Here is a 24,733-nt window from a genome sequence, read left to right as displayed (position 1 = left end):
GGTATTGATTCGTGCCGTCGGGTTACGTCCGCTGCGAACTGTCGATCGCTTCATCGTTCCAGTCTGTGAATCAGTGCTGGCACGTGCCGGTAGATGACCTTAGTCTGAGCCCATGACCCATACGCCCCCCATCCTCGAACGGCCGCCACAAGAACGCATCATCGTGGCCGATGATCACCCGATTTTCCGCGAGGGGCTGAGCCGCATCGCGCAGCGGGTGTTTCCCCATGCCTGCATTTTCGAGGCCTGCGACATGGACGAGGTGCTGGCCCTGGCCGCTGCGGGGCCGCCGCCCAGCCTGTTCATGCTCGACCTGTTGTTTCCAGGGCAGTCGCCAGAGGCCATCGGTGGGTTGCGCCAGCGCTATACGCGTAGCTCCATCGTGATCGTGTCGATGGTCGATAACCGCGAGGTGATCGACCAGGTGATGGCCGTGGGGGCCGATGGCTATATCGGCAAGGCGACGCCCCCTGACGAGATCGCCGAGGCGTTGCAGGCGGTGCGTGACGGGGAATTCGTGCTGACCCTGGGGCCGGCCGGCGTGCCGGCTTTTGCCGAGTCTCGGCACCTGCTGGAGCAGCTGACGCCGCGGCAGCAGGACGTGCTGCGCCTGCTGGTGCGCGGCCTGGCCAACAAGGAAATCGCCCGCGAGCTGGATATCTCGCCCTTTACCGTGCGCATCCATGTGTCGGCGCTGATGCGCACGCTGGATGTCAGCAGCCGCGCCGCGGCAGCGGCCATGGCGGCCAAGGCGGGGCTGCGCTAGGCCGCCCGCGCCTTGAGTCTCAGCGCCACCAGCAGCGAGCGCAGTTCGGCCGGTTGCACGGGTTTGGAGAGGATCGGGATCTGGTCGTCGCCCACCGCTTCCTGCACGCGGCGCACGTCGTGGCCGGTCATGATGATGGCCGGCACCTGGCGGGCGGCTAGGGCGCGCACATGGGCGATGCAGTCGGCGCCGGAGGCTTCCAGGCCGAGGTCGAAGTCGGTCACCACCAGGTCGATATCCGCCGCCACGTCGGGCAGCGAGGTATGGGTGTCGACCATGCAGCCCCATTTCTTCAGCAGGGTGGCGGTGGCCAGCAGCACGTTGTGGTCATCCTCGATCAGGCATACGCGCAGGCCGTTGAGCATGCTCGGTGCCTGGGGCCGGGCGGGTTGCGCAGCGGCCTGCCGGGCCGGTGCGCTGGCCAGTTGCAGGCCATCGATGGCCGCCAGGGTGCCTTTGCCTTCCACCGAGCGGATGCGCACCTGCAGATCCATCAGCTTGCCCAGGCGACGCACGATGGTCAGCCCCAGGCCCATGCCTTCCACGTCACTGTCGCGTGTCTGGCGTACCCGGTAGAACTCCTCGAAGATGTTTTCCAGGTGCGCCTCAGCGATGCCGCGGCCCTTGTCGTAGAACTCGATGGAGAGATGCGCGCCGCGCCGCCGGCAACCGATCAGCATGGGCTGGCCGGGGGCGTACTTGAGGGCGTTGGTGAGCAGGTTCTGCAGCATGGTGGTCAGCAGGCCCTGGTCGGCGTGCACATGGACGTCCGGGCAGTGCAGGCGGATCTCCACGCCGGCCCAGCGCGCGGCCTCAAGGTTCTGCTGGATCAGCTGGCGCAGCAGGCCCTGCAGCGGCAGGGGCTCCATATGGGCGACCACCTTGCCGCTGTCCAGCGAGTACATGTCGAGGATGGTGCGGAACAGCCGGGCGACGCTGTTCAGGGACTTGTCGATGTTCTCCACTAGGCGGTGCTGCTCGCCGTCCAGGTTGCTGTCGCGCAGGCAGGCGGTGAACAGGCTGATGGAGTGGATGGGCTGGCGCAGGTCGTGGCTGGCCTGGGCGAGGAATTGCGACTTGGCCCGGTTGGCCGCCTGCTCGGCCTCGGCGGCCAGGCGCGAGCGCTTGAGCAGGGCGTGCATGTAGGCCGGCACCATCAGGGTGGTGAGCAGCAGGGTGACGATCAGGTAGGGCTGCGACTGCCAGTAGGCCGAGGTGCCGGCGATGATCAGCAGCGACAGGGTGGCGAGCACGGTCGCCAGCAGCAGGTAGTTGGAGCCGTAGCGCAGGCCGTAGCCCACGGTCACCCAGATCAGGATGGCGTAGACCGGCAGCATCGGCTCGCCGCCGAAGGCGATAGTTACGGTGATGCAGGTGTAGTCGCTGAGCATGGTCAGCACGCGGCGCGCCGGGTGGTTGCCGGGGCGCCGGCGGATGTCGATCCACAGGGCCAGGGAGGCGGCCAGGAAAAGGGATTCGAGCAACAGGATCCAGCCGGCCAGAGTGGGGTCGATGGCCGAGCGCAGGTGCATCAGCAGGGTGTAGCCGATGGCTATCGGCGCGATGACCAGGCGCACGACGGCCTGGGCGCGTTCGACGTCGTAGGTAGGAGAGGCGGTGGCCAGCATGACGGTTCCCTGTGCGGCTCAGACGGGCATCCGTTCACCATATGCCGCGGCCAGTTGACGGCGCAAGGTGGGCGTCGGTTGCAAAGTGCCGCTAGCACACCCGTACTATTTCGCCGCCCAGGCACGCTTCCTAGAATCCCCGGCATCGCTTCGGCACCGAGTCGGAGCCCAGTGATCGAGGGAATTCACATGCGAATCAAAGGAACGCTTGCGGCTCTGCTCGCCGCACCGATGCTGGTCACGCTTGCCGGGTGCCTGCCGCAGAACACGCAAAGCCAGGGGCTGCACAGCTCCCAGGTCGCCGCCAATGGCGCTGCACCCTGTACGCCGAGCACCACCGACAGCCTGATCTCTTCGGGGCGTAGCCTGCTGAGCATCGCCAACTCCATGCTGGAAACCCAGCAGAGCCTGCAAGGCAACTCCGCCACCTATGCCCAGCGTGTCGACGCTGCCGAAAAGGCCCAGCGCGTCAACCAGGGCAACAACGTGCTCAACAACGTCGAAAGCATGACCGCCGGCCTTGGCGCCGGTGCACCCTGCACGGCGGCTGTCGCCCCGGCCGCAGCATCGCGTTGATCAGGGCGGCCTGGCCGCGCGATCCCGCCTGAAAGACCCGCCGAACGAGCCGCGCCCAATGCGCGGCTTTTTCGTTGCGCGGTGCACTCCAGCTCATATCGGCGGTGCCCCATCGCCTGGGGCTGTTCCCCCGGCGCCGGCTTGCCAGCCCGTCATCTTCAGTACACAGCAGCGCTGCTGTAGCGGGCCTGCTCTTCCGGGTAGGTCGATCGAGGCCTGTTGGCCATAGGTGCGTCACTGCAGTACCGGCACTTGCTACAGCGAGAGATTATATAATTAGATATTTGCATATTGGCATTTGTAGATATGACGATTAGTATGCGCCCCCGATGATCGCGTGGAGTGTTGCAGCCTTGCGGCTGCGCCTCTGCGCCTTCTTTTGTCAGTACCTGTCTGGAATGCACTTTTACGCCATGAATCACGAAGCCCTGTTCACGCCTACCCAGCTGGGCCCCTTTACCTTGCGCAATCGCATCGTCCTGCCGCCGCTGACGCGTTCGCGCAGCACCCAGCCGGGCAACGTTGCCAACCCGCTGATGGCCACCTATTACCGGCAACGCGCCGGTGCCGGTTTCATGGTCACCGAAGGCACGCAGATCGAGCCCCGTGGCCAGGGCTATGCCTGGACCCCGGGCATACACAGCGCCGAGCAGGTCGAGGGCTGGCGGCAAGTCACGGATGCGGTACATGCCGAGGGCGGTGTGATCTTCGCGCAGCTCTGGCATGTCGGCAGGGTGTCTCACACCTCGCTGCAGCCTGGCGGTGGCGCGCCGGTCGCGCCGTCTGCCATTGCCGCGAGCAGCGTCAAGGTATTCATCGAGACGGGGCCCGGGAGCGGCATCCTGGCCGAGCCGTCGGTGCCCCGCGCCCTGGCCACCGATGAAGTCAAAGCGTTGGTGCAGCTCTATGTTCAGGCAGCACGCAACGCGATGGAGGCTGGCTTCGACGGTATCGAAATTCACTGCGCCAACGGTTACCTGGTCAACCAGTTCATTTCCGCACACAGCAACCTGAGAACCGACGAGTACGGTGGCTCGCTGCACAATCGTCTGCGCTTTTTGCGCGAGGTCACCCAGGCCATTGCCGAGGTCATCGGCGCGGATCGCATGGGCGTGCGCTTTTCGCCGCTGTTCGCCAGCACCACCGAGGAACGTGTTTACCTCGGCCTGGTCGAGGACGATCCCCATGAAACCTATGTCGAGGCAGTCAAGATCCTGCAAGAGATCGGCATTGCCTACCTGTCGCTGGCAGAAGCGGACTGGGACGCCGCCCCGCGCTTGCCAGACAGCTTCCGCAACGCCGTTCGCTCGGCATTTGGCGGCAAGATCCTCTACGCCGGCAAGTACACCGCCGAGCTTGCCGCCGAGGCGATTGAGGCGGGTTGGGCGGACCTGATCGCCTTTGGCCGGCCCTTCATCGCCAACCCGGATTTACCGGCGCGCATCGCCAATGGCTGGCCGCTCAACCCGCTGGATGCCGCCAGCATGTATGGCGGAACGCACCAAGGCTACAGCGACTACCCGGCCTACAAGGGCTGAGGCGCCGGTTTGCTTCACTGGCCGAAGGTACGCAGCGGTATGGCTGCAAGTAGCGTAAAATCGCCGAAACCACTCTGTGCCGCAGACCATGAATATCGATGTCAGTGAGGCGCTCAAGGCGCTGGATAACCCGACCCGCCTGGCCATTCTCAGCTTGCTGAAGAACCCCAGGCAGAACTTCCCGGAGCAGGAAGCCGATGCCGACCAGTTGGGGGTGTGCGTGAGCATCATCCAGGAGCGGGTCGGCCTGTCCCAGTCCACTGTGTCCAATTACCTGGCGGCGCTGCAGCGTGCTCAACTGGTCACCTCGCAGCGCATCGGCCCCTGGACCTATTACAAGCGCGACGAGAAAAAGATCGCGCAGCTGCTGGCCGCTCTGAAAGAAACGATCTGAGCGCCCCCGCGGCATTTGATGGCCCCCATAAAAAAGCCCGGCACTTGGCCGGGCTCTTTGTTGCTGCGTCGAGGCTTACTTGCCGTAGACCGGCAGCTTGGCGCAGATGGCCTTGACCTTCTCGCGAACGGCGTCGATCACCGCTTCGTTGTTCAGGTCGGCAAGGATGTCGCAGATCCAGCCGGCCAGTTCGCGGCACTCGGCTTCCTTGAAACCGCGGGTGGTGACGGCCGGGGTGCCGAAACGCAGGCCCGAGGTCACGAACGGCGAACGTGGGTCGTTGGGTACCGAGTTCTTGTTGACGGTGATGTAGGCCTTGCCCAGGGCGGCGTCGGCGTCCTTGCCGGAGATGTCCTGCTTAATCAGCGAGAGCAGGAACAGGTGGTTCTCGGTGCCGCCGGAGACCACGTCGAAGCCGCGCTCGATGAACACCTCGGCCATGGCCTTGGCGTTCTTCACGACCTGCTGCTGGTAGGTCTTGAACTCGGGCTGCAGGGCTTCCTTGAAGCAGATCGCCTTGGCGGCGATGACGTGCTCCAGCGGGCCGCCCTGGGCGCCCGGGAAGACCGCGGAGTTGAGCTTCTTCTCGATCTCGGCGTTGGCCTTGGCGAGGATCAGGCCGCCGCGCGGGCCACGCAGGGTCTTGTGGGTGGTGGTAGTCACCACGTCGGCGAACGGCACCGGGTTCGGGTACACGCCAGCGGCAACCAGGCCGGCCACGTGGGCCATGTCGACGAACAGGTAGGCACCGACCTTGTCGGCGATGGCGCGGAAGCGGGCGAAGTCCAGCACCTGGGAGTAGGCCGAGAAACCGGCGACGATCATCTTCGGCTTGTGCTCGACGGCCAGGCGCTCGACTTCGTCGTAGTCGATCAGGCCGTTGCCATCGATGCCGTACTGGATGGCGTTGTACAGCTTGCCCGAGGAGGAAACGCTGGCACCGTGGGTCAGGTGGCCGCCGTGGGCCAGGCTCATGCCCAGGATGGTGTCACCGGCGCTCAGCAGGGCCAGGTAGACAGCAGCGTTGGCTTGCGAGCCGGCGTGGGGCTGGACGTTGGCGTAATCGGCACCGAACAGTTCCTTGGCGCGATCGATGGCCAGCTGTTCGACCACGTCGACGTGCTCGCAACCACCGTAGTAACGCTTGCCCGGATAGCCTTCGGCGTACTTATTGGTCAGCACGCTACCCTGAGCTTCCATCACCGCGGGGCTGGTGTAGTTTTCCGAGGCGATCAGCTCGATGTGCTCTTCCTGGCGCAGAGCTTCTTGCTGCATGGCTTCGAAGAGCTCGGCGTCGTACTTGGCAATGGTCAAATCACGGCTGAACATGGCAATCCCCTGAAAGTCAGCTGGGCGGATGAAATAGGGTGCGGATTCTACCGCATCCGAGCTGACCAGGCATATGAAGCGTGATCATGACCGGGACAAGTGGCGCTCACGAAGCGCCCTGATCACTCGAGCATGAACAGGCTGCGCCCGCAGAACTGCGCCTCGAACTGGTGGGCGGGCATCGGCCGGCCCAGCAGGTAGCCCTGCACCTCGTCGCAGTCGTGGGTGCGCAGGAAGTCGAGCTGCTGCTGGGTCTCGACGCCTTCGGCGATCACCGACATGTTCAGGCTGTGGGCCATGGCGATGATGGCGCGGGCGATCTGCCCGTCTTGCTCGCCCTGGGGCAGGCCGTCGACGAAGCTGCGGTCGATCTTCAGCACGTCGATGGGGAACTGCTTGAGGTAGTTGAGCGACGAGTAGCCGGTGCCGAAGTCGTCGATGGCGATGCACAGGCCCAGGTTCTTCAGGTCGGTGAGGGTCTGCAGTGCGGCGCCGACGTCCTGCATGAGGATGCTTTCGGTCAGCTCCAGCTCCAGGCATGCCGCGGGGATACGGCTGTCGGCCAGGGTGCGCTCGATGCGCTGGCGCAGGTCGCCGTCACTGAACTGGCGGGCCGAGAGGTTCACCGACACCTTTGGCACGCGGATCTTGTTGTGGTGCCAGATGCTCAGCTGGCGACAGGCTTCGGCCAGCACCCAGTCGCCAACCTGCACCACCAGGCCGAGCTCCTCGAGCACCGGGATGAACGCATCGGGCGCCACCAGGCCACGCTTGGGATGCTGCCAGCGCAGCAGCGCCTCGACGCCGGTCAGGCGCTTGCCGTTGCCGGAGAACTGCGGCTGGTAGTGGAGCAGGAACTCGCCCTGCTCGAGCGCATGGCGCAGGTCGCCTTCGAGTTCCAGGCGCTCCAGGGCGCTGGCGTTCATGTCCGCCTGGTAGAACTGGAAGTTGTTCTTGCCGCGCTCCTTGGCGTGGTACATGGCGGTATCGGCGTTCTTCATCAACTGGCTCGGCTCGTTGCCGTCCTGCGGGCCGAGGGCGATGCCGATACTGGCGGTGACAAAGAACTCGCGGCCTTCGAGCACAAAGGCCTGGGCCAGGCTGGCGAGGATCTGTTCGGCCACATGGATGGCGCGGTGCAGGGCGGCGTCGCGGCTGGCGCTGGAGCGCAGCAGCAGGGTGAATTCGTCGCCGCCCATGCGCGCCACGGTGTCGTCGTCGCCCACGCAGGCGGCCAGGCGCACCGCCACGTCCTTGAGCATGCGGTCGCCGGCGGCGTGGCCGAGCGAGTCGTTGATCGGCTTGAAGCGGTCGAGGTCGAGGAACATCAGCACAACCCATTCGCGGTGCCGTTCGGCGTGCTGCAGGGCGGTGTGCAGGCGGTCCTGGAACAAGGTGCGGTTGGGCAGCTGGGTCAGGGCGTCGTAGTAGGCCAGGCGGTGGATGCGCTGCTCGCTGGCCTTGCGTTCGCTGATGTCGCTGAAGAAGCACACGTAGCTGACCAGGTCGCCTTCCTCGTCATGCACCGCAGTGATGCCGACCCAGGCCGGGAAGTTCTCGCCGTCGCGGCGCTTGAGCCATATCTCGCCTTCCCAGGTGCCGCGCTGGTGCAGCTGGTTGAGCACGTAATGCAGGTGGGTGCTCTGCTGGCTGTCGGCGGTGAGCATGCCGGGCAGCTGGTCGAGCACCTGCTCGGCACTGTAGCCGCTGACCCGGCTGAAGGCGTTATTGACCTGCACGATGTAGCCCGCCGGGTCGGTGACCAGGATCGCCGCCGTGGAGTGCTCGAATACCGTGGCGGCCATGCGCAGATCCTTCTCGGCGCGACGCTGCTGGGTCACGTCGCGGCCTACGCCGAGCAGGCCTTCGAACTTGCCATTGTCGTCCCACATCGGCACCAGGCGCAGCTCCACGGGAATCTTGCGGCCGTCGGCGCGCAGCAGGTCGAGGATGAACAGCTGTGGGGTGAGTGTCTGGCGCAGCTCATGCATCTGCTGCTGTATACCGAGGGTGCTGCGGATGCGTTCGAGCAGCGCATAAACCGCGGCGAGCTGCTGCGGGTTGGTCGCCAGGCTGCCGAACCCATTGGCCTGTACCCACTGCGCGGGATAGCCGAGCACGCTGTGCACCGAGGGGCTGACATAGTTGAGGTTGAGCAGGTTGTCGGTGGAGAAGATCACGTCGCTGATGCTTTCGGCGAGCATGCGGTAGCGGTGCTCGTTTTCACGCAGCGATTCATTGCGGGCGATCTGTTTGGTGATGTCCCTGGCCACGCTGATCAGGCGGCTGACCCAGCCATTGGCATCGCGCGCCAGGGCCTGCTCGGTGATGCTGAACCAGCGCCAGGAGCCGTCGCGGTGGCGCACGCGCAACTGTGATTCGAGCAGCACGCCTTTGCCCAGTACGCGCTGCAGGTTGAGAACGCGCTCATGCAGGTCGTGATCATCGGGATGGACGATGTGCTTCCACCAATTCTCGCCGTGGCTGGTCAGGGTGCCTGCTTCGTAGCCCAGGCGGCTGGCGAAATCGTGGTTGCTGAACAGCTGCGTGCGGCTGGGCAGCTCGGTGACGTACAGGGTGTCCGGCACGGCGCGCACCACTTCGGACCAGAAGCGCTCGCGCTCGACCAGCGACAGTTCCATGCGCTTGCGGCTGGTGATGTCGCTGATGCTCAGGGCGACCGCGTGCAGGTCCTGGGGACTTTCCGGCAGGCGCATCACCAGCCATAGGTGGCGAACGATGCCGTTGGCACCCTCGATGTGGCTTTCCAGCTCCAGGTGGCCGCCGCCATCGAGCAGGGCGGCGCTGAGTTGGGCGCGGAAGCCATCGGCCCGTACCGCACCACGGTTGATCAGCTGTTCCCAGGCCTGCTCGGTGGTGCTCACGCCTAGCAGGCGCAGGGCGATCTGATTGGTTTCGGTAAAGCGCATGTGCTGCAGCAGTTCGCCGTGGCGCTGCGGGTTGGCGTCCAGCCAGGCTTTTAGTTGGGCGCCGCTATCGAGGCCCTGCTCGCGCAGGAAATGGTAGAGGCCGGCGAGGTCGAGCACGCAGAGTGCGGTACCGGTGCCATCGAAGATGTCCTGGTAGCGTCGGCGGGTTTCCTGCAGTACGCGCGTGGCCTGCTGCTGCTCGGTGACGTCGCGCAGTACCCAGACGAAGCCCAGGTGGCGCTCGGCGTCGCCGAGGTCGCTGCGGCTGATGGTGAACAGGCGGCTCTGGCCGTGCTGGTGGATCTCCACCACGTCGGGGTCCTGGTCACTGCTGAACGCCGTGGCATGCAGCAGCAACGGATCGAGGCGCGGCAGCAGTTCGAGCAGGTGCCACTGGCGCGCGTGCTGGGTGCTCAGGCCGAACATCGCTTCGGCCTGGGGGTTGAGGTAGGTCAGCCGACCGGTCGCGTCGGTGACCAGCACCCGCTCTTCGATGGCACCCAGGGCGCTGGCGGCCTGGTACAGCGAGCGCCGCGAGGCGGCATTGAGCGCGTGCAGCAGGCTTTGCTCGCGTACCAGGCGATAGAGGGCGAACAGGGTGAGCAGGCTGCACAGGGTGAACAGCATGATCTTGCCGAGCATCTCCGGCAGCACCTGGGCCTGCACCTGGCCTTCATCGAGCATCGCACGCAACTGCCAGTCGGAGCCGGGTAGTTTGCGCAGCAGGATGGTTTGCGCCTGGTTGGCCGCCGTTACCGCCGGGTAGCGGCGCTCGCGCGCCGCACTGGGGTGCGAATCGGCGATCACCCGCCCGCTGGCGGTATCTTCCAGCAGCCAGGAGAAATCCTCATGGGGCGCCTTGAGCAGCCAGCTGTCGAGCGCTCCGGCATGCAGCTGCAGGACCCAGGTGCTGTTCTCGACCCGCACGAGCAGGTAGATAAGGCCCCTGTCACCTGGGTCGAAGGCATAGTAGTAATGCTGGCCGCCGGCCCGGGCCTGCAGCCCGTCGAGCAGTGCGCGCTCGTCAGGCGGCAGGGGATTTTCCGTGGCCGGCTGCCCGCTGGCGTCCAGGCGGATGAGACGCTGCAGGGTGGGAAAGACCAGGCGCAGGTTGCTCAGGTAGCGCTCGTGCCGCGCGTCCATGGGGGATTCGTCAGTGGCATAGAGAACCGCACACCCGGCGCTGGCCATGGCGGCCATGCTCAGGCTCAGTTGCTTGGCCATCTGTTCGCTGACGGCCAGGCTCAGCGTGCGCTGGTTGTCCTTCAACTGACGGAATTCGAACTGCAGTTGCCAGAGCAGCAGCACCAACAGGCCGAGCACCAGCACGATCAATGCGCCCTTGAAGGAACGGCGCATGGGGGTGATCGTGGTCTCGCGCTGGGGGCGAATGGTTTCTGGGGCTGACACGTGATGACGTCCTGCAACGGCGGGATCGAGTAGGCCGGTGCTGCGATAAAAGGGTAATCAGGGCGTCCGCTTCCCGGGGGCGCTAGCATGCCATAAATGTGGCGAAGTGCCAGCCCAGGTGACGAATGTCACCCGCTTGCTACTCTTCCTAGTCTGACGCAGATCGCCGAAAATGCCCGGTCATCGCCATGCAGGTCGTCTCCTTATGGAAGCCGACCTGCCCGTGCCCCGGCGCGGCATTTCTTCGTTTGCGTGCTGCAGCGTCTTGGCATAGGGTGCGCGCCATCGTCGCCATTTATTAGTGAGGTCTGAATTTTGGCTCAATACGTCTACACCATGCATCGGCTGAGCAAGGTCGTGCCGCCGAAGCGCGAGATCCTCAAGAACATCTCCCTGTCGTTCTTCCCGGGCGCCAAGATCGGTGTGCTGGGCCTCAACGGTGCCGGTAAATCGACCCTGCTGCGCATCATGGCCGGCGTGGACAAGGAGTTCGACGGCGAAGCCCGGCCGATGCCGGACATCAATGTCGGCTACCTGCCCCAGGAGCCGCAGCTCGACCCGAACAAGACCGTGCGCGAAGTGGTCGAGGAAGCGGTCAGCGGCATCAAGGACGCCCAGGCGCGCCTCGACGAGGTATACGCCGCCTACGCCGAGCCGGATGCCGACTTCGACAAGCTGGCCGCCGAGCAGGCCAAGCTGGAAGCCATCCTGCAGGCCAGCGACGGCCACAACCTGGAGCGCCAGCTGGAAGTCGCCGCCGACGCCCTGCGCCTGCCGGCCTGGGACGCCAAGGTCGAGCACCTGTCCGGTGGCGAGAAGCGCCGCGTGGCGCTGTGCCGCCTGCTGCTGTCGGCCCCCGACATGCTGCTGCTCGACGAGCCGACCAACCACCTGGATGCCGACTCGGTGGCCTGGCTGGAGCGCTTCCTGCACGACTTCCCTGGCACCGTGGTGGCCATTACCCACGACCGGTACTTCCTCGACAACGTCGCCGGCTGGATCCTCGAACTCGACCGCGGCGCGGGCATCCCCTACGAAGGCAACTACTCTGGCTGGCTGGAAGCCAAGTCGGCGCGCCTGGCCCAGGAGTCCAAGCAGCAGTCGGCCCACGAGAAGGCCATGAAGGAAGAACTGGAGTGGGTGCGCAAAGGCGCCAAGGCGCGCCAGTCGAAATCCAAGGCACGCCTGCAGCGCTTCGAGGAAATGCAGTCCCAGGAATTCCAGAAGCGCGCCGAGACCAACGAAATCTACATCCCGGCCGGCCCGCGTCTGGGCGACAAGGTTATCGAATTCAAGAACGTCACCAAGGGCTACGGCGATCGCGTACTGGTCGAAGACCTGTCGTTCAGCGTACCGAAGGGCGCCATCGTTGGCGTGATCGGCGGTAACGGGGCCGGTAAGTCGACCCTGTTCCGCATGCTGATGGGCAAGGAGCAACCGGACTCGGGCAGCATCGAGATCGGCGAGACCGTGCAACTGGCCTGTGTCGACCAGAGCCGCGACGACCTGGACGGCAGCAAGTCGGTTTGGGAAGCGGTCTCCGACGGCCTGGACATGATCAAGATCGGCAACTACGAGGTGCCGTCGCGTGGCTACGTGGGCCGCTTCAACTTCAAGGGCGCCGACCAGCAGAAGTTCGTCAAGGACCTTTCCGGTGGTGAGCGTGGCCGTCTGCACCTGGCCCTGACCCTGAAGGAGGGCGCCAACGTGCTGCTGCTCGACGAACCGTCCAACGACCTCGACGTGGAAACCCTGCGTTCGCTGGAAGACGCGCTGCTGGACTTCCCGGGCGCCGCCATCGTGATCTCTCACGATCGCTGGTTCCTGGACCGCGTGGCCACCCACATCCTCTCCTACGAGGACGACGGCGTGATCTTCTTCGAAGGCAACTACACCGAGTACGAAGCCGACCGCAAGAAACGCCTTGGCGACGCCGCCGCCCAGCCGCACCGGGTACGGCACAAGAAGCTGGCGCAGTAAGCGCTGCTGTAGAAAACGGAGCCTCAGGGCTCCGTTTTTTTATGGCTGCGTTTCCTTGGCGCGTTTCGACCTGCGTCCATTTCGATGACCGTAATGTGGCGGAAGCGGACGGTCTGCCGCTTTGCCCTTTTGGTGTTCCTCATGCCACAGAATTATCAGACGACACCAATCGCCCCTTCAGAAGGCCGAGCGGAATCGTTGTGGAGAGGGTTGAGCGACATGGATGTCGCGAGAGCCGCGATGGGCCAGGGACGGCCCTTCGCGGCGTGCCCTCGGAGCAATGATGGAGCGAGGGAACCCCAGCGCAGCTGGGGCCGGATGTCGGGGCTAGACCTTTTGGTTTCTTTTGGGGCGATGCCAAAAGAAACCCGCTCGACAGAGCGGAACCGAACGTAAGCGCAACGCGATAACGCTGGAAAACCACAACCCATGCATAGCCTGTGGGACCTAAAGAGCTCGCGGCTAAAGCCGCTCCCACATTTCGCTGGACGGCCGCTTCTGCCTTATTGCCGTCGACTCAAGGGACTACGCGTTCGCCGGTAGACAGCGATCGTGAACAGGTTCTAGTCGCGGCCACCGACCTCGACCCGCAACGCCTTGCCGGTCGGCGTGCAGCGCACGCTCACCGGGCAGAAGGCCTCGATCACCTGGATATTGCTCTGCAGGTGCTTGCTCAGGTGCGTGGTGGTGAAGCTGCCGCTGCCCGCCAGTGCCATCGGCAGCAGCAACTGGTCGGCCAGGTGCTCGGCCACTGCCGCGCCACTGGCCAGCCACCGTTGCAGCGACTCGATGGCTTGGTCGGCGACCGCTTCGGCCCGCACGCTGCTCTGCCCAAAGGCACAGAACTGTTCCGTCAGGTGCTCGCAGGCCACCGTCAGCATCAGGATATTGCCCGGGCCATGTTCCTGATTCAGCCAGGTGCAGTGCAACTGGTCGTCCGGCCACTGCAGGCGTTTGCCGACCCGCGCCAGCTCGCGTTCGCCCACGTGTCCGGGAATTCCAGCCAACAGCACGGCCGCGCGCTGTTCGATCACGGCGCCGCGCTCGCACAGGTGCAGGGGCGTCAGCGGCGAAGGTTGGATGAATGCCTCCAGCGCACCGCCACCGGCAGGCACGAAGCCGTGGCGGTGCAGTTGTGCCTCGACCTGCCCACCCATGCGCCGCACCAGCGGCAACCAGGCTCGGTCGAGAAAGTCGAAGGGTGGCGCGGCCGGGTTGTGGGTGCCGCCGCTGATCTGCACGCGGCTCGGTTCGGCGGCCTGCAGCAGGGCCGGCAGAATGGCTTGCAGCACCAGGGTGCAGCTACCCGCCGAACCAATGGCGAAGCGGTACTCGCCGCCACGGATCGTGCCGGGGCGAAACACCAGGGTGGTCGCATGCATCTCGGCGCCCTCGGTTTCTGCCCCGCTGATTTCGGCGGCGGCCAGCACCGCGGTCAGGTGTTGGCGCAGCAGGCCCGGCCGGCTGCGCCTGGCGCGAATGTTGATGATGCGAAACGGCGTGCCGGTGATCATCGACAGGCTCAGCGCCGTACGCAGCACCTGCCCGCCGCCGATGGCGCCGTCGAGTTCGAGCATGTCCTTGTTCATCTATAAATCCTTGGTGATCGTTCCCACGCTCTGCGTGGGAACGCCTATCGGGACGCTCCGCGTCCCTCCAGTGGTAGCCCGGACATCACTGCGCTCAACTCGGGCTACAGGCGTGGCTCAGGCATAGCGGCCAACCATCTCGCGCAGGTAGGCATCGAGCAGGCCGCTGTCCGCCTGGGTGCGCGGCAGCGCCGGCACCGGCCGCTCCAGCTGCGTCTCGATGAAAGCGTGCAGGGCAGGGCGGCGCGGGCCGTAGGCGGACTCGTCGGCGCTGCGCTTGAGGGCCAGCAGCTCGTCCACTTCGGCCAGCAGCGCTGAATCGTCCACCGTCTGCAGCAGGTCGGCGAAGGTCATCGGCGGCCGGCCACGGCCTTGGTCGATCCACAGCACGGCGAGCAGCGGGCGCAGCACGTAGAAGTACTTCTTCAAACGCACCGTCTCGTCCTGCAGGTAGCCGCGAAAGTTCTTCCTGGCCATCGACAGGTAGTGGTTGCGCGCCGCCGGCGGGCTGTAGAAGTGCTCGGCCAGCTCGCGCAGGCGCGCCGTGGCTTGATCTTCCTGGCGGTACACCAGGGGCGAGTCGAGCCACTCCAGCAGCGTCGGGTTGGATTTGCGCAGCAGGCCGAGGGTCTTGCGCAGCTCCCAGCCGCTGACGTCCAGCTCGTCGTCCAGCGGGCGCTCGATCACGTCGCGGCCCGCATCGACCTGGACGAACCAGTCCGGTTTTTCCACGTAGACGAAGCGCACGTCGTAGTCGCTGTCCGTCGAGGCGAAACCCCAGGCGCGGCTGCCCGATTCGCAGGCATACAGCACCTTGACGTTGCGCTCGCGCTCGACCCGTTCGAGCTCAGCCAATACCCGCGCGCGCATGGCGTCGCTGAGCGGGTGGCGTTGTTGCATATCCATGTCTTTCCATCCTTGTCTAGTCTGTCGCGCTGGCGGCCAGCGCGGACAATGTCCGACGTCGCGGGTTGTACAGGGTTAGGCACCAGATACCCCACCATTCCTTGCCGTCGTCGAAGTAGCTGCTCCAGGCGCTGCGCTGCGGTTCGGCATATCCGTCCCCGACCCAATCGAGCACCTGCATGCCTTCGTCTGGATACAGCCGCAGCACTTGCAGCCATTCGCGAAAATCCACCACCTGCAATGGCGAGCCGTAGGGCGGGTCGCGGAAATTACGGCACAGCAGGCCGTCCTCGCTGGCCAGACCCCGGATGGCATCGGCCGTGAGCGGTAGCGGGCGGGCCTGAGCCAGATCCGCCGTCAGCTCGGGCCAGCGGTGGTTCGCAAAACGGGCATCCTGGGCGATCAGTTTCTGTTGCCAGGTCCGCGCGCGCTCCTGGATGGCCTCGAACAGCATCCGCAACACCAGCCGATGCTCCGCCTCGCCGGGCGTGGCAGTCGGATCGAGCGTCGTCACCACGAAATCGAACACGCAACCCACCTCTTCCAGGCGGGTGCGCAGGTCATCGAGTCGCTGGCTTTGCATCGGTTGCAGCATGGGTTTACCTCATCCTTTCACGCACACCACCTGACGCAGGGTGTGCACCACTTCCACCAGCTCGCGCTGGGCGTCCATGACCTGGTCGATGTCCTTGTAGGCCATCGGAATTTCGTCGATCACGTCGGCGTCCTTGCGGCATTCGACGTGGGCCGTGGCCTTGATCTGGTCTTCCACGGTGAACAGCTTCTTGGCCTTGGTGCGGCTCATGGTGCGGCCAGCGCCGTGGCTGCAGGAGCAGAACGCCTCCTCGTTACCCAGGCCGCGCACGATAAAGCTCTTGGCACCCATCGATCCGGGAATAATCCCCAGTTCGCCCTTCTGGGCGGACACTGCGCCTTTACGGGTTACCAGCACCTCTTCACCGAAGTGACGTTCCTTCTGCACGTAGTTGTGGTGGCAGTTCACCGCTTCCAGCGCGACCTCGAACGGCTTGGCGATCACCCCGCGGGCTGCCGCGACCACCGCGTGCATCATCAATGCGCGGTTCTGCTTGGCGAAGTCCTGGGCCCAGCCCACCGCTTCCACGTAATCGTCGAAGTGCTGGCTGCCTTCCTCGAAATAGGCCAGGTCACGGTCCGGCAGGTTGGCGACGTGCTGGCGCATATCGGCCTGGGCCAGCTCGATGAACAGGTTACCAATGGCGTTACCCACGCCGCGTGACCCACTGTGCAACATGAACCAGACACGATTCGCCTCGTCCAGGCACACCTCGACGAAGTGGTTACCGGTTCCCAGGGTTCCCAGGTGTTTACGGTTGTTGGTCTTCTCCAGCCGCGGGTACTTGTCGGTGATCGCCTTGAAGCGCTGGCTCAGCGCCGACCAGGCGTGATCGGTCAGCTCCGGCACGTTTTCCCAGGCGCCTTTATCGCGGGCTCCACGACCAGCAGTGCGCCCATGGGGCACGGCCTTCTCGATGGCGGCGCGCAGGCCAGCCAGGTTGTCCGGCAGGTCGGAGGCCATCAGCGACGTACGCGCGGCGATCATGCCGCAACCGATATCCACCCCGACCGCCGCCGGGATGATCGCGCCGACCGTGGGAATCACGCTGCCGATGGTCGACCCCTTGCCCAGGTGCACGTCCGGCATCACGGCCAGGTGCTTGAAGATGAAGGGCATCTTCGCGGTGTTCATCAACTGCTGCCTGGCGTCTTCCTCGACCGGAACGCCTTGCGTCCACAGCTTGATCGGCTTGCCGTTGGCGACTTCCAGCAGGTTGTAGGTCTTGGTTTGCATCATCATTCACTCGTATTCGGGCTGGTCGTGCCAGCGTTTGCAGTACGGCGACAATCGTTGGTGAAACATGCGCGTTGGTCTATCCAATTGAGCTACCCGTCGCCGGGGCGGGAGTCGAACCCGCAACCTTCGCGTCCTGTAGTTCCACCGGCATTCGCCGGGTAATCAAAAAAGTAGAGGCAGGCCTTCGTGCAGCGACGAAATGATGGGCACATTCTTCGCTCTACCAACTGAGCTACAGCCGTAATGGTGAACGGGTTCAAGTTGGCCATCGTGGCGTCTCGCTGTGTTGTCCGTTGTTGCCAGAACTATTGCAGCGGGTATGCCAGGTTTTTATTCGAGCTTAAAAATATTTATAACTTATTGAATTTAATAGATTTTTAAATTTTATTCGGGGATCTCCCGGGCAGCCTGCGGTGAACGGCTTCAAGAAAATGTGTATTTTTTTATATCGTTGTTTATCTTTTTAGATAAGTCAGCCAGCGCTTCAAGGAGAAGCCATGCGTGTTGTGTCAGTTCTGCTCGCCATGCTGTGGGCCGCTTTTGCCCATGCCGAGCCGTCGCTGCGTGAAGGCGACCTGATCTTCCATCAATCGCGCTCCTCGCAAAGCCTGGCCGTGCAATTGGCCACCGGCTCGCGCTACAGCCATATGGGCATGCTGCTGCGCAAGGACGGCCAGTTACAGGTGTTCGAAGCCAGCGCCACGGTGCGCTACACGCCTTTGCCGCAATGGGTGGCGCGGGGCGAGGGTGGTCATTACGTGGTCAAACGCCTGCATGCGGATATCGATGATGCGGGGCTGATCAAGCTGCAGCATGAGGCCGAACGGTTCAGCGGGGCCCGTTATGATCTGACCTTCGAGTGGTCGGACAGCCGCCTGTATTGCTCCGAACTGGTCTGGAAGGCTTACCAGCGCGCCCTGGGCGTGGAGATCGGCGCCTTGCAGCGGGTGCGTGACTTCAACCTGGCGGCGCCGGCGGTGCGCGCCAAGATGCGTGAGCGTTACGGCGACAAGGTGCCACTGGATGAACCGGTGATCTCGCCGCTGGCGATGTTCGAATCACCGCTGCTGTTCACCGTACGGGAGCGCTGAACATGACCCGCAAGCGTACCGTCGCCATCGGCTTTATCGGCGCCACCCTGGATCGGGTCGGCAAGGGCGCCAATCGCTGGAACAAGTGGCGGCCGAGTATCGGGCTGTGCCAGCAGCCCGACCTGCTGATCGATCGCCTGGAGCTGATTCACGGCACCGAAGCGCGCGACATCAGTCTCGCCGAGCGGATTCGCGCCGATATCGAGCAGGTCTCCCCGGAGACCGAGGTGCGCCTGCAGCCGATGCACCTGCGCAACCCCTGGGATTTCGAGGAGGTGTACGGCGCGCTGCATGACTTCACCAGCGGCTATGCCTTCGATACCGAGCGTGAGGACTACCTGGTGCACATCACCACCGGGACCCACGTGGCGCAGATCTGCTGGTTCCTGCTCACCGAAGCGCGCTACCTGCCGGCGCGGCTGGTGCAGACCTCGCCGGCGCGCAAGCGTGACGAGCAGACCCAGGTCACCGGCACCCACGCGCTGATCGACCTCGACCTGTCTCGCTACGACCGCATCGCCACGCGCTTCCAGCACGAGCGGCTGGAGGGCCTTGCGTTTCTCAAGTCCGGTATCGCCACGCGCAACGCGGCATTCAACCGCTCCATCGAGCAGATCGAGCGGGTCGCCGTGCGCTCCTCTGCACCGATGCTGCTGATCGGCCCGACCGGGGCGGGCAAGTCGTTCCTGGCGCGGCGCGTCTACGAGCTCAAGCGCAGCCGGCACCTGGTGGATGGCCGCTTCGTCGAGGTCAACTGCGCGACCTTGCGTGGCGACGGCGCCATGTCGGCGTTGTTCGGTCATATCAAGGGCGCCTTCACCGGTGCGCAGAACGCCCGCGATGGTCTGCTGCGCGCCGCCGATGGCGGCATGCTGTTTCTCGACGAAATCGGCGAGTTGGGCCTGGACGAGCAGGCCATGCTGCTCAAGGCCGTCGAGGAAAAACGCTTCTTCCCCATGGGCGCGGACAAGGAGGTGAGCAGTGATTTCCTGCTGATCGCCGGCACCCATCGCGATCTGCGTGCGCGGGTCGCCGAAGGGCTGTTCCGTGAAGACCTCTATGCGCGCATCAACCTGTGGACCTTCGAGCTGCCGGGGCTGGCCGGGCGCCGCGAGGATATCGAGCCGAACATCGATTTCGAGCTGGAGCGCCATGCCCGCGAGCAGGGACGCATGGTGCGCTTCAACCTGGAGGCGCGGCGCCGCTACCTGGCTTTCGCCAGCTCCAGCGAGGCGGCCTGGCAGGGCAATTTTCGCGAGTTGTCGGCCTCGATCACCCGTATGGCGACCCTGGCCGATAGCGGTCGTATCGACGAGGCTCAGGTGCTGGAGGAGATCGAGCGGCTGCGTCGCGCCTGGGGTGTGCCGCAGGTCGATGATGGGCTGTCGGATCTGCTCGGTGAGGCGGTTGCCGACATCGACCTGTTCGACCGCCTGCAACTGCAGGCGGTGATCGACATCTGCCGTCAGGCGGGCAGCCTGTCCGAGGCGGGTCGGCGTTTATTCGATATCAGCCGCCAGGCCAAGGCGCAGCCCAACGATGCCGATCGCCTGCGCAAGTACCTGGCTCGCTTCGGCTTGAGCTGGCAAACCGTGCGGGGCGACTGATTATTTTGGTGCGCCGAGAGGCTGGATTGGTGCGCTATATGACTGGCTAAAGGTGCTGTTTTAGAGGGTATATTTATAGCAAAGCACCAGAAACTTTCATAAAGGCGTCATTTTGCTCTTTTTTAGGGCGCTCCGTTCTTGCTAGAGTCCCGGCACTTTTCATTGCGTGGCGCAGCAAGATGCCAGGGAGCCTGCATGAGCATGTCCGTCGACCATTTCCTTGAACGCCTGCAACAACGCGACCCTCACCAGCCGGAATTCCATCAGGCGGTGGAAGAGGTGTTGCGCAGTTTGTGGCCGTTTCTGGAGGCCAACCCGCGTTACCTGGAAGCGGGTATCGTCGAGCGTCTGGTCGAGCCGGAGCGTGCCGTGCTGTTCCGCGTGCCGTGGGTCGACGATGCCGGGCGCGTGCAGGTCAACCGTGGCTTCCGCATCCAGATGAACAGCGCCATCGGCCCCTACAAGGGCGGCCTGCGCTTTCACCCGTCGGTGAACCTCAGTGTGCTCAAGTTCCTGGCCTTCGAGCAGACCCTGAAGAACTCACTGACCTCGCTGCCCATGGGCGGCGGCAAGGGCGGTGCGGACTTCGACCCCAAGGGCAAGAGCGACGCCGAGGTGATGCGCTTCTGCCAGTCGTTCATGACCGAGCTGTACCGCCATATCGGTGCCAATCTCGACGTGCCGGCCGGTGATATCGGCGTCGGCGGTCGTGAGATCGGCTACCTGTTCGGCCAGTACAAACGCCTGGCCAACGAATTCTCCTCGGTGCTGACCGGCAAGGGTCTCTCCTACGGCGGCAGCCTGATTCGCCCGGAAGCCACCGGCTATGGCTGCGTGTACTTCGCCGAGGAAATGCTCAAGAGCCGCGGCCGCAACTTCGAGGGCCAGCGGGTGGCCATCTCCGGTTCCGGCAACGTGGCGCAGTACGCGGCGCGCAAGGTCATGGACCTGGGTGGCAAGGTGATTTCCCTGTCCGACTCCGAAGGCACGCTGTATGTGGAAGAAGGCTTCAGCGAGCAGCACTGGCAGGACGTGATGGCGCTGAAAAACCATAAGCGCGGCCGCCTGCGCGAACTGGACGGCGGCGCGTTGCGCTTCCAGGCCGGCCAGCGCCCCTGGGGGCTGGTGTGCGACATCGCACTGCCCTGTGCGACCCAGAATGAGCTGAATCTGGACGACGCCCGGGCGCTGCTCGGCAGTGGCTGTGTGTGCGTGGCCGAAGGCGCCAATATGCCGACCACTCTGGACGCGGTGGACCTGTTCATCGAGCAGGGCGCCCTGTTCGCTCCGGGCAAGGCCTCCAACGCCGGGGGCGTGGCGGTCAGTGGCCTGGAAATGTCGCAGAACGCCATGCGTCTGCACTGGAGCGAGGGCGAGGTGGACGAGAAGCTGCATGGCATCATGCAGTCCATCCACACTGCCTGCGTGCGCCATGGCGAGGAAGAGGGTGGCGTCAACTACGTCAAGGGCGCCAACATCGCCGGCTTCGTCAAGGTGGCCGACGCCATGCTGGCGCAAGGCGTGGTCTGACGGGGGCCCCCGCAGCCGGGCAATCCGGCTGCGCAGCCCTTGTTCGTTGCGTTTATCTTCAGTTCGCTCATTTCCCGGACGGCTGGTCATCAAAGAGCCTCAACCTTCCGCCACTGTCACGACTCTTACATATAACGGGCCGACAATGCCCACCCGTTATGGCGCAGGATGGCGCCGTTGTAAGAGAGTGATGTGATGCAACAGATCCCGGGAATGCTCGAAGGCGCCATGGCCGTACGTTTCTACCAGAGCGTGCAGGGCCCGTTTCCCATTGAAATCGGTGCGGCGGTGCCGGGCTCGAGCATGTCCGCCATCGTCAAGCCGGCTGCCAGCGCCGTCGCGCTGGATGCCAGCGGCGAGGAAGATCTCGGCCTGTCGCTGCTCGAGGCCGAAGCCACTGGCCAGGCCGCCGAGAAGGTCTGCGACCAGCTCAATGCCTTTTACGCCGGACGCCGGGTCAATTGCAACTGCGCGGCGGAGGTCGAGGCGGTCGTTCACCTGTTCCAGGCCAGTGGCGTGGAACTGGAATTCTCGCTGTCGACCCTCGATGCCGCTGCGCTGTATCTGCCCGACATGCCGGCAATCGACCAGTACCCGGAAAGCGTCGCCCGCGACCTTTTCATGCTGGCCAGACCCTTCGAATTCCGCCGCTTGCGTTGAGCGCAGCGCCACCGCGGCTGGTTCGCTTTCGCATAGTAATGTGGATAAAGATGCGAACTACTGGTACATGACAATCGTTATCGAATAGACTCCCGCGCCACCGGCTCGCTCTGCCGTGCCCGTTTCATCCTGCAAAGCCAGCCGTACTACGAGCGGCGCATGCCTGGCAGGGTCGAAGCACGCGCCACTGCGCAGTTGGTTCTCCCGTTCGCGGCAGGTAGTCCGAGAGTCGATTGCGGTGTTCAAGAAAGTTCTCTTCCAGCTGCACTGGTTCTTCGGCATCACCGCCGGGCTGGTGCTTGCCCTGATGGGCGTGACCGGTGCGCTGTACAGTTTTCAGGATGAGATCCTGCAGGTGATCAATCCCCATGCAGTGGTCAGCCAGCCGGGGCCGGTACTCGAGCCGGGTGAGCTGGTCGCGCGCGTGCAGGCGCAGGGCCTCAGCGTTTCCGGGCTGTATGTGGACACCGAGGGCGGCCAGCCGACGCGGGTGTTCCTGACCCCGCCGCCGGGTGAACGGCGTGGCGGCGTGCGTTTCGTCGACCCCTATACGGGCGAGTCCCTGGGCGAGCCGCGGGGCCTGCAGTTCTTCGGCCTGATGCTGCAGCTGCATCGATTCCTGGCCATGGGGCAGAGCGGCCGGCAGATCACCGGTGCCTGTACCATCGCCCTGGTGTTCTTCTGCCTGTCGGGGCTCTACCTGCGCTGGCCACGCAAGGTGTGGAGCTGGCGCGCCTGGCTGACCTTCGACTGGGCCAAGAAGGGCCGCGCGTTCAATTGGGATCTGCACGCGGTGGTCGGTACCTGGTGCCTGCCGCTGTATCTGTGTGCGGCGCTGACGGGCTTGTACTGGTCCTATGACTGGTACCGCAGCGGGCTGGAAAGCCTGCTCAGCGATGCGCCGCGTGCAGCCGGTGAAGAGCGCGGTCGGCGCGGCCCGCCTGTGGATGGCCAGCCCATGCCGCCGGTGGACTACGCCAACCTCTGGCAGGGCATCCAGCGCACGGCGGGCGACACGCTCAGCGCCTACAGCCTGCAGCTGCCCAACACGGCCGGCCAGCCGGCGCGGGTGTTTTTCATGCTGCGCGATGCCGAGCACTCGCGCGCCTTCAACCAGATGCTGCTCGACCCGCTTACGGGCGAAGCCAAGCAGGTTGAGCGTTACACCGACAAGTCGTTCAAGGCGCGATTGCTGGCCAGTGTCTATGCCCTGCATACCGGCGAGTATTTCGGCATGCCCGGGCGCATCCTGATGATGGTCGCCAGCTTGCTGATGCCGTTGTTCTTTATCACCGGCCTGCTGTTATACCTGGATCGTCGTCGCAAGAAACGTGCAGCGCTTGCGGCCCGCCAGGCGCTTGGCGGTGGCGAAGGCGGTGAGCCCTGGCTGGTCGGCTTTGCCAGCCAGAGTGGCTTCGCCGAACAGCTGGCCTGGCAGACCGCCGGACAGTTGCAGGCCGCCGGCATGGCGGTGGAGGTGCAGCCCCTGGCGCGCATCGATACCGCCAAACTCAGCGCCACGCCCCGTGCGCTGTTGGTACTCAGCACCTTTGGCGATGGCGACGCGCCGGACAGCGCCCGTGGTGTCGAGCGCCAGTGGCTGGCGGCAACGCTGGATTTGCCCGGCCTGCGTTACGCCGTGCTGGGCCTTGGGGATCGCCAGTACGCGCAGTTCTGCGGCTTCGCCCGGCGTGTCGACGATTGGCTGGCCGGCTGTGGCGCCCAGCGCCTGGGCGAGCGTATCGAGGTGGATGGCGATGACCAGCAGGCGTTGCAAAGTTGGCAACGGCAGGTGGCCGACCTGACCGGCGCGCAACCGCTTGCCGTGCAGCAGGTGCCGTTCGACGGCTGGGTGTTGCGCGAGCGTAGGTGCCTGAACCCTGGTAGCCAGGGCCAGAACACCTGGCTGGTCGGCCTGCAGCCGCCGGCCGGGGCGCACTGGCAGGCCGGCGATATTCTGGAAATCCTCCCGCGCAATGGTGCGGCGCAGGTGCAACGCTGGCTTGAGGAGCACGGTTTGCAGGCGCTGCAATCCGTGGTCATCGAGCCGCTCGGCCATACCCTCGGCGAGGCGCTGGCCGCTCGCCAGCTGCCGTACAGTGCCAGTCACCTGGTCGGCCTGCATGCCCAGGCGCTGCTCGAGGCGCTGGTGCCGTTGCCGAGTCGGGAATACTCGATTGCCTCGCTGCCCGAAGACGGCGTGCTGGAGCTGATCGTGCGCCAGCAGCACCTGGCCAATGGTGAGTTGGGCGCTGGTTCGGGCTGGCTGACCGCGTATCTGCCGGTCGGCGAGCAGCTGCTGGCGCGGGTGCGGCGCAACAGTGGTTTTCATGCCCCGGAGGATGATCGGCCGATGATCCTGATCGGCAATGGTACCGGGCTCGCCGGCCTGCGCAGCCTGATCAAGGCGCGCATCGCTGTCGGTCACTCGCGCAACTGGCTGCTGTTCGGCGAGCGCAATGCCGAGCACGATTTCTACTGCCAAGACGAGCTGCAGGCCTGGCTGCATGGCGGCCAGTTACAGCGACTGGATCTGGCCTTTTCCCGTGATCAGGCGCAGCGCCTCTACGTGCAGGACAGCTTGCGCGAGGCGGCGGATGAGCTGCGGGGGTGGATTGCCGAGGGGGCCGCGGTTTATGTGTGCGGTAGTCTTCAGGGCATGGCGGCGGGCGTGGATCAGGTGCTGCGAGAAGTGCTGGGTGACGCCGTTGTCGAGGGGCTGGTGGAGCAGGGGCGGTATCGGCGGGATGTGTACTGATATCCCTGCTCGCGATCTTTCCGGGCATGGGTACGGGCAACTTCGACGCAGAAGCGGACATTCACTTGTGGGAGAGGCTCTAGCCTCGATTGTGCCTGACCAGGTTCAAAGAGCTCGGGGCTAAAGCCCCTCCTACGAGATCGCGGTGGCTTGCGCCGCACTGCAGTTCGTAGGGGCGTAGCTGACGTTTCACCCGCGCGCCCCGAC

The 24,733-nt window shown here is 64.7% G+C and carries 17 protein-coding genes; 10 read left to right on the top strand and 7 right to left on the bottom strand.

Annotation, left to right across the window (positions count from 1 at the left end):
- Window positions 1–112: 112 nt before the first annotated feature.
- Window positions 113–766: a LuxR C-terminal-related transcriptional regulator gene (locus BM154_RS06085; protein ID WP_074881455.1), complete on the top strand. Its 654-nt coding sequence runs from the start codon at window positions 113–115 to the stop codon at window positions 764–766.
- On the opposite strand, the gene BM154_RS06080 is transcribed toward BM154_RS06085, so the two are convergent.
- Window positions 763–2,394, bottom strand: coding sequence for a hybrid sensor histidine kinase/response regulator (locus BM154_RS06080; protein ID WP_074881454.1), 1,632 nt, complete (start codon window positions 2,392–2,394; stop codon window positions 763–765). The genes BM154_RS06085 and BM154_RS06080 overlap by 4 nt on opposite strands.
- 189 nt (window positions 2,395–2,583) lie before the next feature.
- Here BM154_RS06080 and BM154_RS06075 point away from each other — a divergent pair, with 189 nt between their 5' ends.
- From BM154_RS06075 to BM154_RS06065, 3 genes are all read left to right on the top strand, one after another.
- Window positions 2,584–2,970 carry a hypothetical protein gene (locus tag BM154_RS06075; protein WP_074881453.1) on the top strand — a complete coding sequence of 129 codons (387 nt, stop codon included), beginning with the start codon at window positions 2,584–2,586 and terminating at the stop codon, window positions 2,968–2,970.
- Window positions 2,971–3,383: 413 nt separating this feature from the next.
- The gene (locus BM154_RS06070) at window positions 3,384–4,508 is read left to right on the top strand and encodes an alkene reductase (RefSeq protein WP_074881452.1); all 1,125 of its coding nucleotides are present in this window, start codon (window positions 3,384–3,386) and stop codon (window positions 4,506–4,508) included.
- An 88-nt stretch (window positions 4,509–4,596) separates the two neighbouring features.
- On the top strand, window positions 4,597–4,902 hold the full coding sequence (locus tag BM154_RS06065; RefSeq protein ID WP_074882410.1) for an ArsR/SmtB family transcription factor: 306 nt from the start codon (window positions 4,597–4,599) through the stop codon (window positions 4,900–4,902).
- A gap of 75 nt (window positions 4,903–4,977) precedes the next feature.
- Here the strand turns inward: BM154_RS06065 and glyA are convergent, their stop codons facing one another.
- Both glyA and BM154_RS06055 read right to left on the bottom strand, forming a co-directional pair.
- The gene (glyA, locus tag BM154_RS06060) at window positions 4,978–6,231 is read right to left on the bottom strand and encodes a serine hydroxymethyltransferase (protein ID WP_074881451.1); all 1,254 of its coding nucleotides are present in this window, start codon (window positions 6,229–6,231) and stop codon (window positions 4,978–4,980) included.
- 122 nt (window positions 6,232–6,353) lie between these two features.
- Window positions 6,354–10,520, bottom strand: coding sequence for a sensor domain-containing protein (locus BM154_RS06055; protein ID WP_208609424.1), 4,167 nt, complete (start codon window positions 10,518–10,520; stop codon window positions 6,354–6,356).
- A gap of 366 nt (window positions 10,521–10,886) precedes the next feature.
- Between BM154_RS06055 and ettA the strand changes: the two genes are divergently transcribed.
- Window positions 10,887–12,551, top strand: a complete 1,665-nt coding sequence (gene ettA, locus BM154_RS06050; RefSeq protein WP_074881450.1) for an energy-dependent translational throttle protein EttA — start codon at window positions 10,887–10,889, stop codon at window positions 12,549–12,551.
- 563 nt (window positions 12,552–13,114) lie between these two features.
- On the opposite strand, the gene rtcA is transcribed toward ettA, so the two are convergent.
- The 4 genes from rtcA to BM154_RS06030 form a co-directional block, all read right to left on the bottom strand.
- Window positions 13,115–14,140: an RNA 3'-terminal phosphate cyclase gene (rtcA, locus tag BM154_RS06045; protein ID WP_074881449.1), complete on the bottom strand. Its 1,026-nt coding sequence runs from the start codon at window positions 14,138–14,140 to the stop codon at window positions 13,115–13,117.
- Window positions 14,141–14,257: 117 nt separating this feature from the next.
- Window positions 14,258–15,046: a nucleotidyltransferase domain-containing protein gene (locus BM154_RS06040; RefSeq protein ID WP_074881448.1), complete on the bottom strand. Its 789-nt coding sequence runs from the start codon at window positions 15,044–15,046 to the stop codon at window positions 14,258–14,260.
- 16 nt (window positions 15,047–15,062) lie between these two features.
- A complete protein-coding gene (locus BM154_RS06035; protein WP_074881447.1) occupies window positions 15,063–15,641 on the bottom strand; it encodes a hypothetical protein in 579 nt (192 codons plus the stop codon).
- Window positions 15,642–15,650: 9 nt separating this feature from the next.
- Window positions 15,651–16,877, bottom strand: a complete 1,227-nt coding sequence (locus BM154_RS06030) for an RtcB family protein (RefSeq protein WP_074882406.1) — start codon at window positions 16,875–16,877, stop codon at window positions 15,651–15,653.
- A gap of 500 nt (window positions 16,878–17,377) precedes the next feature.
- Here BM154_RS06030 and BM154_RS06025 point away from each other — a divergent pair, with 500 nt between their 5' ends.
- From BM154_RS06025 to BM154_RS06005, 5 genes are all read left to right on the top strand, one after another.
- Complete coding sequence (locus tag BM154_RS06025) at window positions 17,378–17,971, top strand: YiiX family permuted papain-like enzyme (protein ID WP_074881446.1); 594 nt, start codon at window positions 17,378–17,380, stop codon at window positions 17,969–17,971.
- Window positions 17,972–17,973: 2 nt separating this feature from the next.
- Entirely contained in the window at window positions 17,974–19,578 is a 1,605-nt protein-coding gene (gene rtcR, locus BM154_RS06020) for an RNA repair transcriptional activator RtcR (RefSeq protein ID WP_074881445.1), read from the top strand.
- Between the two features lie 195 nt (window positions 19,579–19,773).
- Window positions 19,774–21,108, top strand: coding sequence for an NADP-specific glutamate dehydrogenase (gene gdhA / locus BM154_RS06015; RefSeq protein WP_074881444.1), 1,335 nt, complete (start codon window positions 19,774–19,776; stop codon window positions 21,106–21,108).
- Window positions 21,109–21,303: 195 nt separating this feature from the next.
- Window positions 21,304–21,768: a hypothetical protein gene (locus BM154_RS06010; protein WP_139225390.1), complete on the top strand. Its 465-nt coding sequence runs from the start codon at window positions 21,304–21,306 to the stop codon at window positions 21,766–21,768.
- A 238-nt stretch (window positions 21,769–22,006) separates the two neighbouring features.
- Window positions 22,007–24,526, top strand: a complete 2,520-nt coding sequence (locus BM154_RS06005; protein WP_074881442.1) for a PepSY domain-containing protein — start codon at window positions 22,007–22,009, stop codon at window positions 24,524–24,526.
- Window positions 24,527–24,733: the final 207 nt, after the last annotated feature.

This window comes from Phytopseudomonas argentinensis (genome assembly GCF_900113905.1).
GTDB lineage: Bacteria > Pseudomonadota > Gammaproteobacteria > Pseudomonadales > Pseudomonadaceae > Aquipseudomonas > Aquipseudomonas argentinensis.
Note: the sequence above shows the minus strand (reverse complement) of the source record. Positions and strands in the feature narration are given on the sequence as shown.

Bases quoted from the DNA above. Each gene is read 5' to 3' on its own strand.
- BM154_RS06085 (WP_074881455.1), top strand. From the start codon at position 113: ATGACCCATACGCCCCCCATCCTCGAACGGCCGCCACAAGAACGCATC.
- BM154_RS06030 (WP_074882406.1), bottom strand. From the start codon at position 16,877: ATGCAAACCAAGACCTACAACCTGCTGGAAGTCGCCAACGGCAAGCCG.
- BM154_RS06055 (WP_208609424.1), bottom strand. From the start codon at position 10,520: ATGCGCCGTTCCTTCAAGGGCGCATTGATCGTGCTGGTGCTCGGCCTG.
- rtcR (WP_074881445.1), top strand. From the start codon at position 17,974: ATGACCCGCAAGCGTACCGTCGCCATCGGCTTTATCGGCGCCACCCTG.
- BM154_RS06040 (WP_074881448.1), bottom strand. From the start codon at position 15,046: ATGGATATGCAACAACGCCACCCGCTCAGCGACGCCATGCGCGCGCGG.
- gdhA (WP_074881444.1), top strand. From the start codon at position 19,774: ATGAGCATGTCCGTCGACCATTTCCTTGAACGCCTGCAACAACGCGAC.
- BM154_RS06070 (WP_074881452.1), top strand. From the start codon at position 3,384: ATGAATCACGAAGCCCTGTTCACGCCTACCCAGCTGGGCCCCTTTACC.
- BM154_RS06035 (WP_074881447.1), bottom strand. From the start codon at position 15,641: ATGCTGCAACCGATGCAAAGCCAGCGACTCGATGACCTGCGCACCCGC.
- glyA (WP_074881451.1), bottom strand. From the start codon at position 6,231: ATGTTCAGCCGTGATTTGACCATTGCCAAGTACGACGCCGAGCTCTTC.
- BM154_RS06075 (WP_074881453.1), top strand. From the start codon at position 2,584: ATGCGAATCAAAGGAACGCTTGCGGCTCTGCTCGCCGCACCGATGCTG.
- BM154_RS06010 (WP_139225390.1), top strand. From the start codon at position 21,304: ATGCAACAGATCCCGGGAATGCTCGAAGGCGCCATGGCCGTACGTTTC.
- BM154_RS06065 (WP_074882410.1), top strand. From the start codon at position 4,597: ATGAATATCGATGTCAGTGAGGCGCTCAAGGCGCTGGATAACCCGACC.
- BM154_RS06025 (WP_074881446.1), top strand. From the start codon at position 17,378: ATGCGTGTTGTGTCAGTTCTGCTCGCCATGCTGTGGGCCGCTTTTGCC.
- BM154_RS06080 (WP_074881454.1), bottom strand. From the start codon at position 2,394: ATGCTGGCCACCGCCTCTCCTACCTACGACGTCGAACGCGCCCAGGCC.
- rtcA (WP_074881449.1), bottom strand. From the start codon at position 14,140: ATGAACAAGGACATGCTCGAACTCGACGGCGCCATCGGCGGCGGGCAG.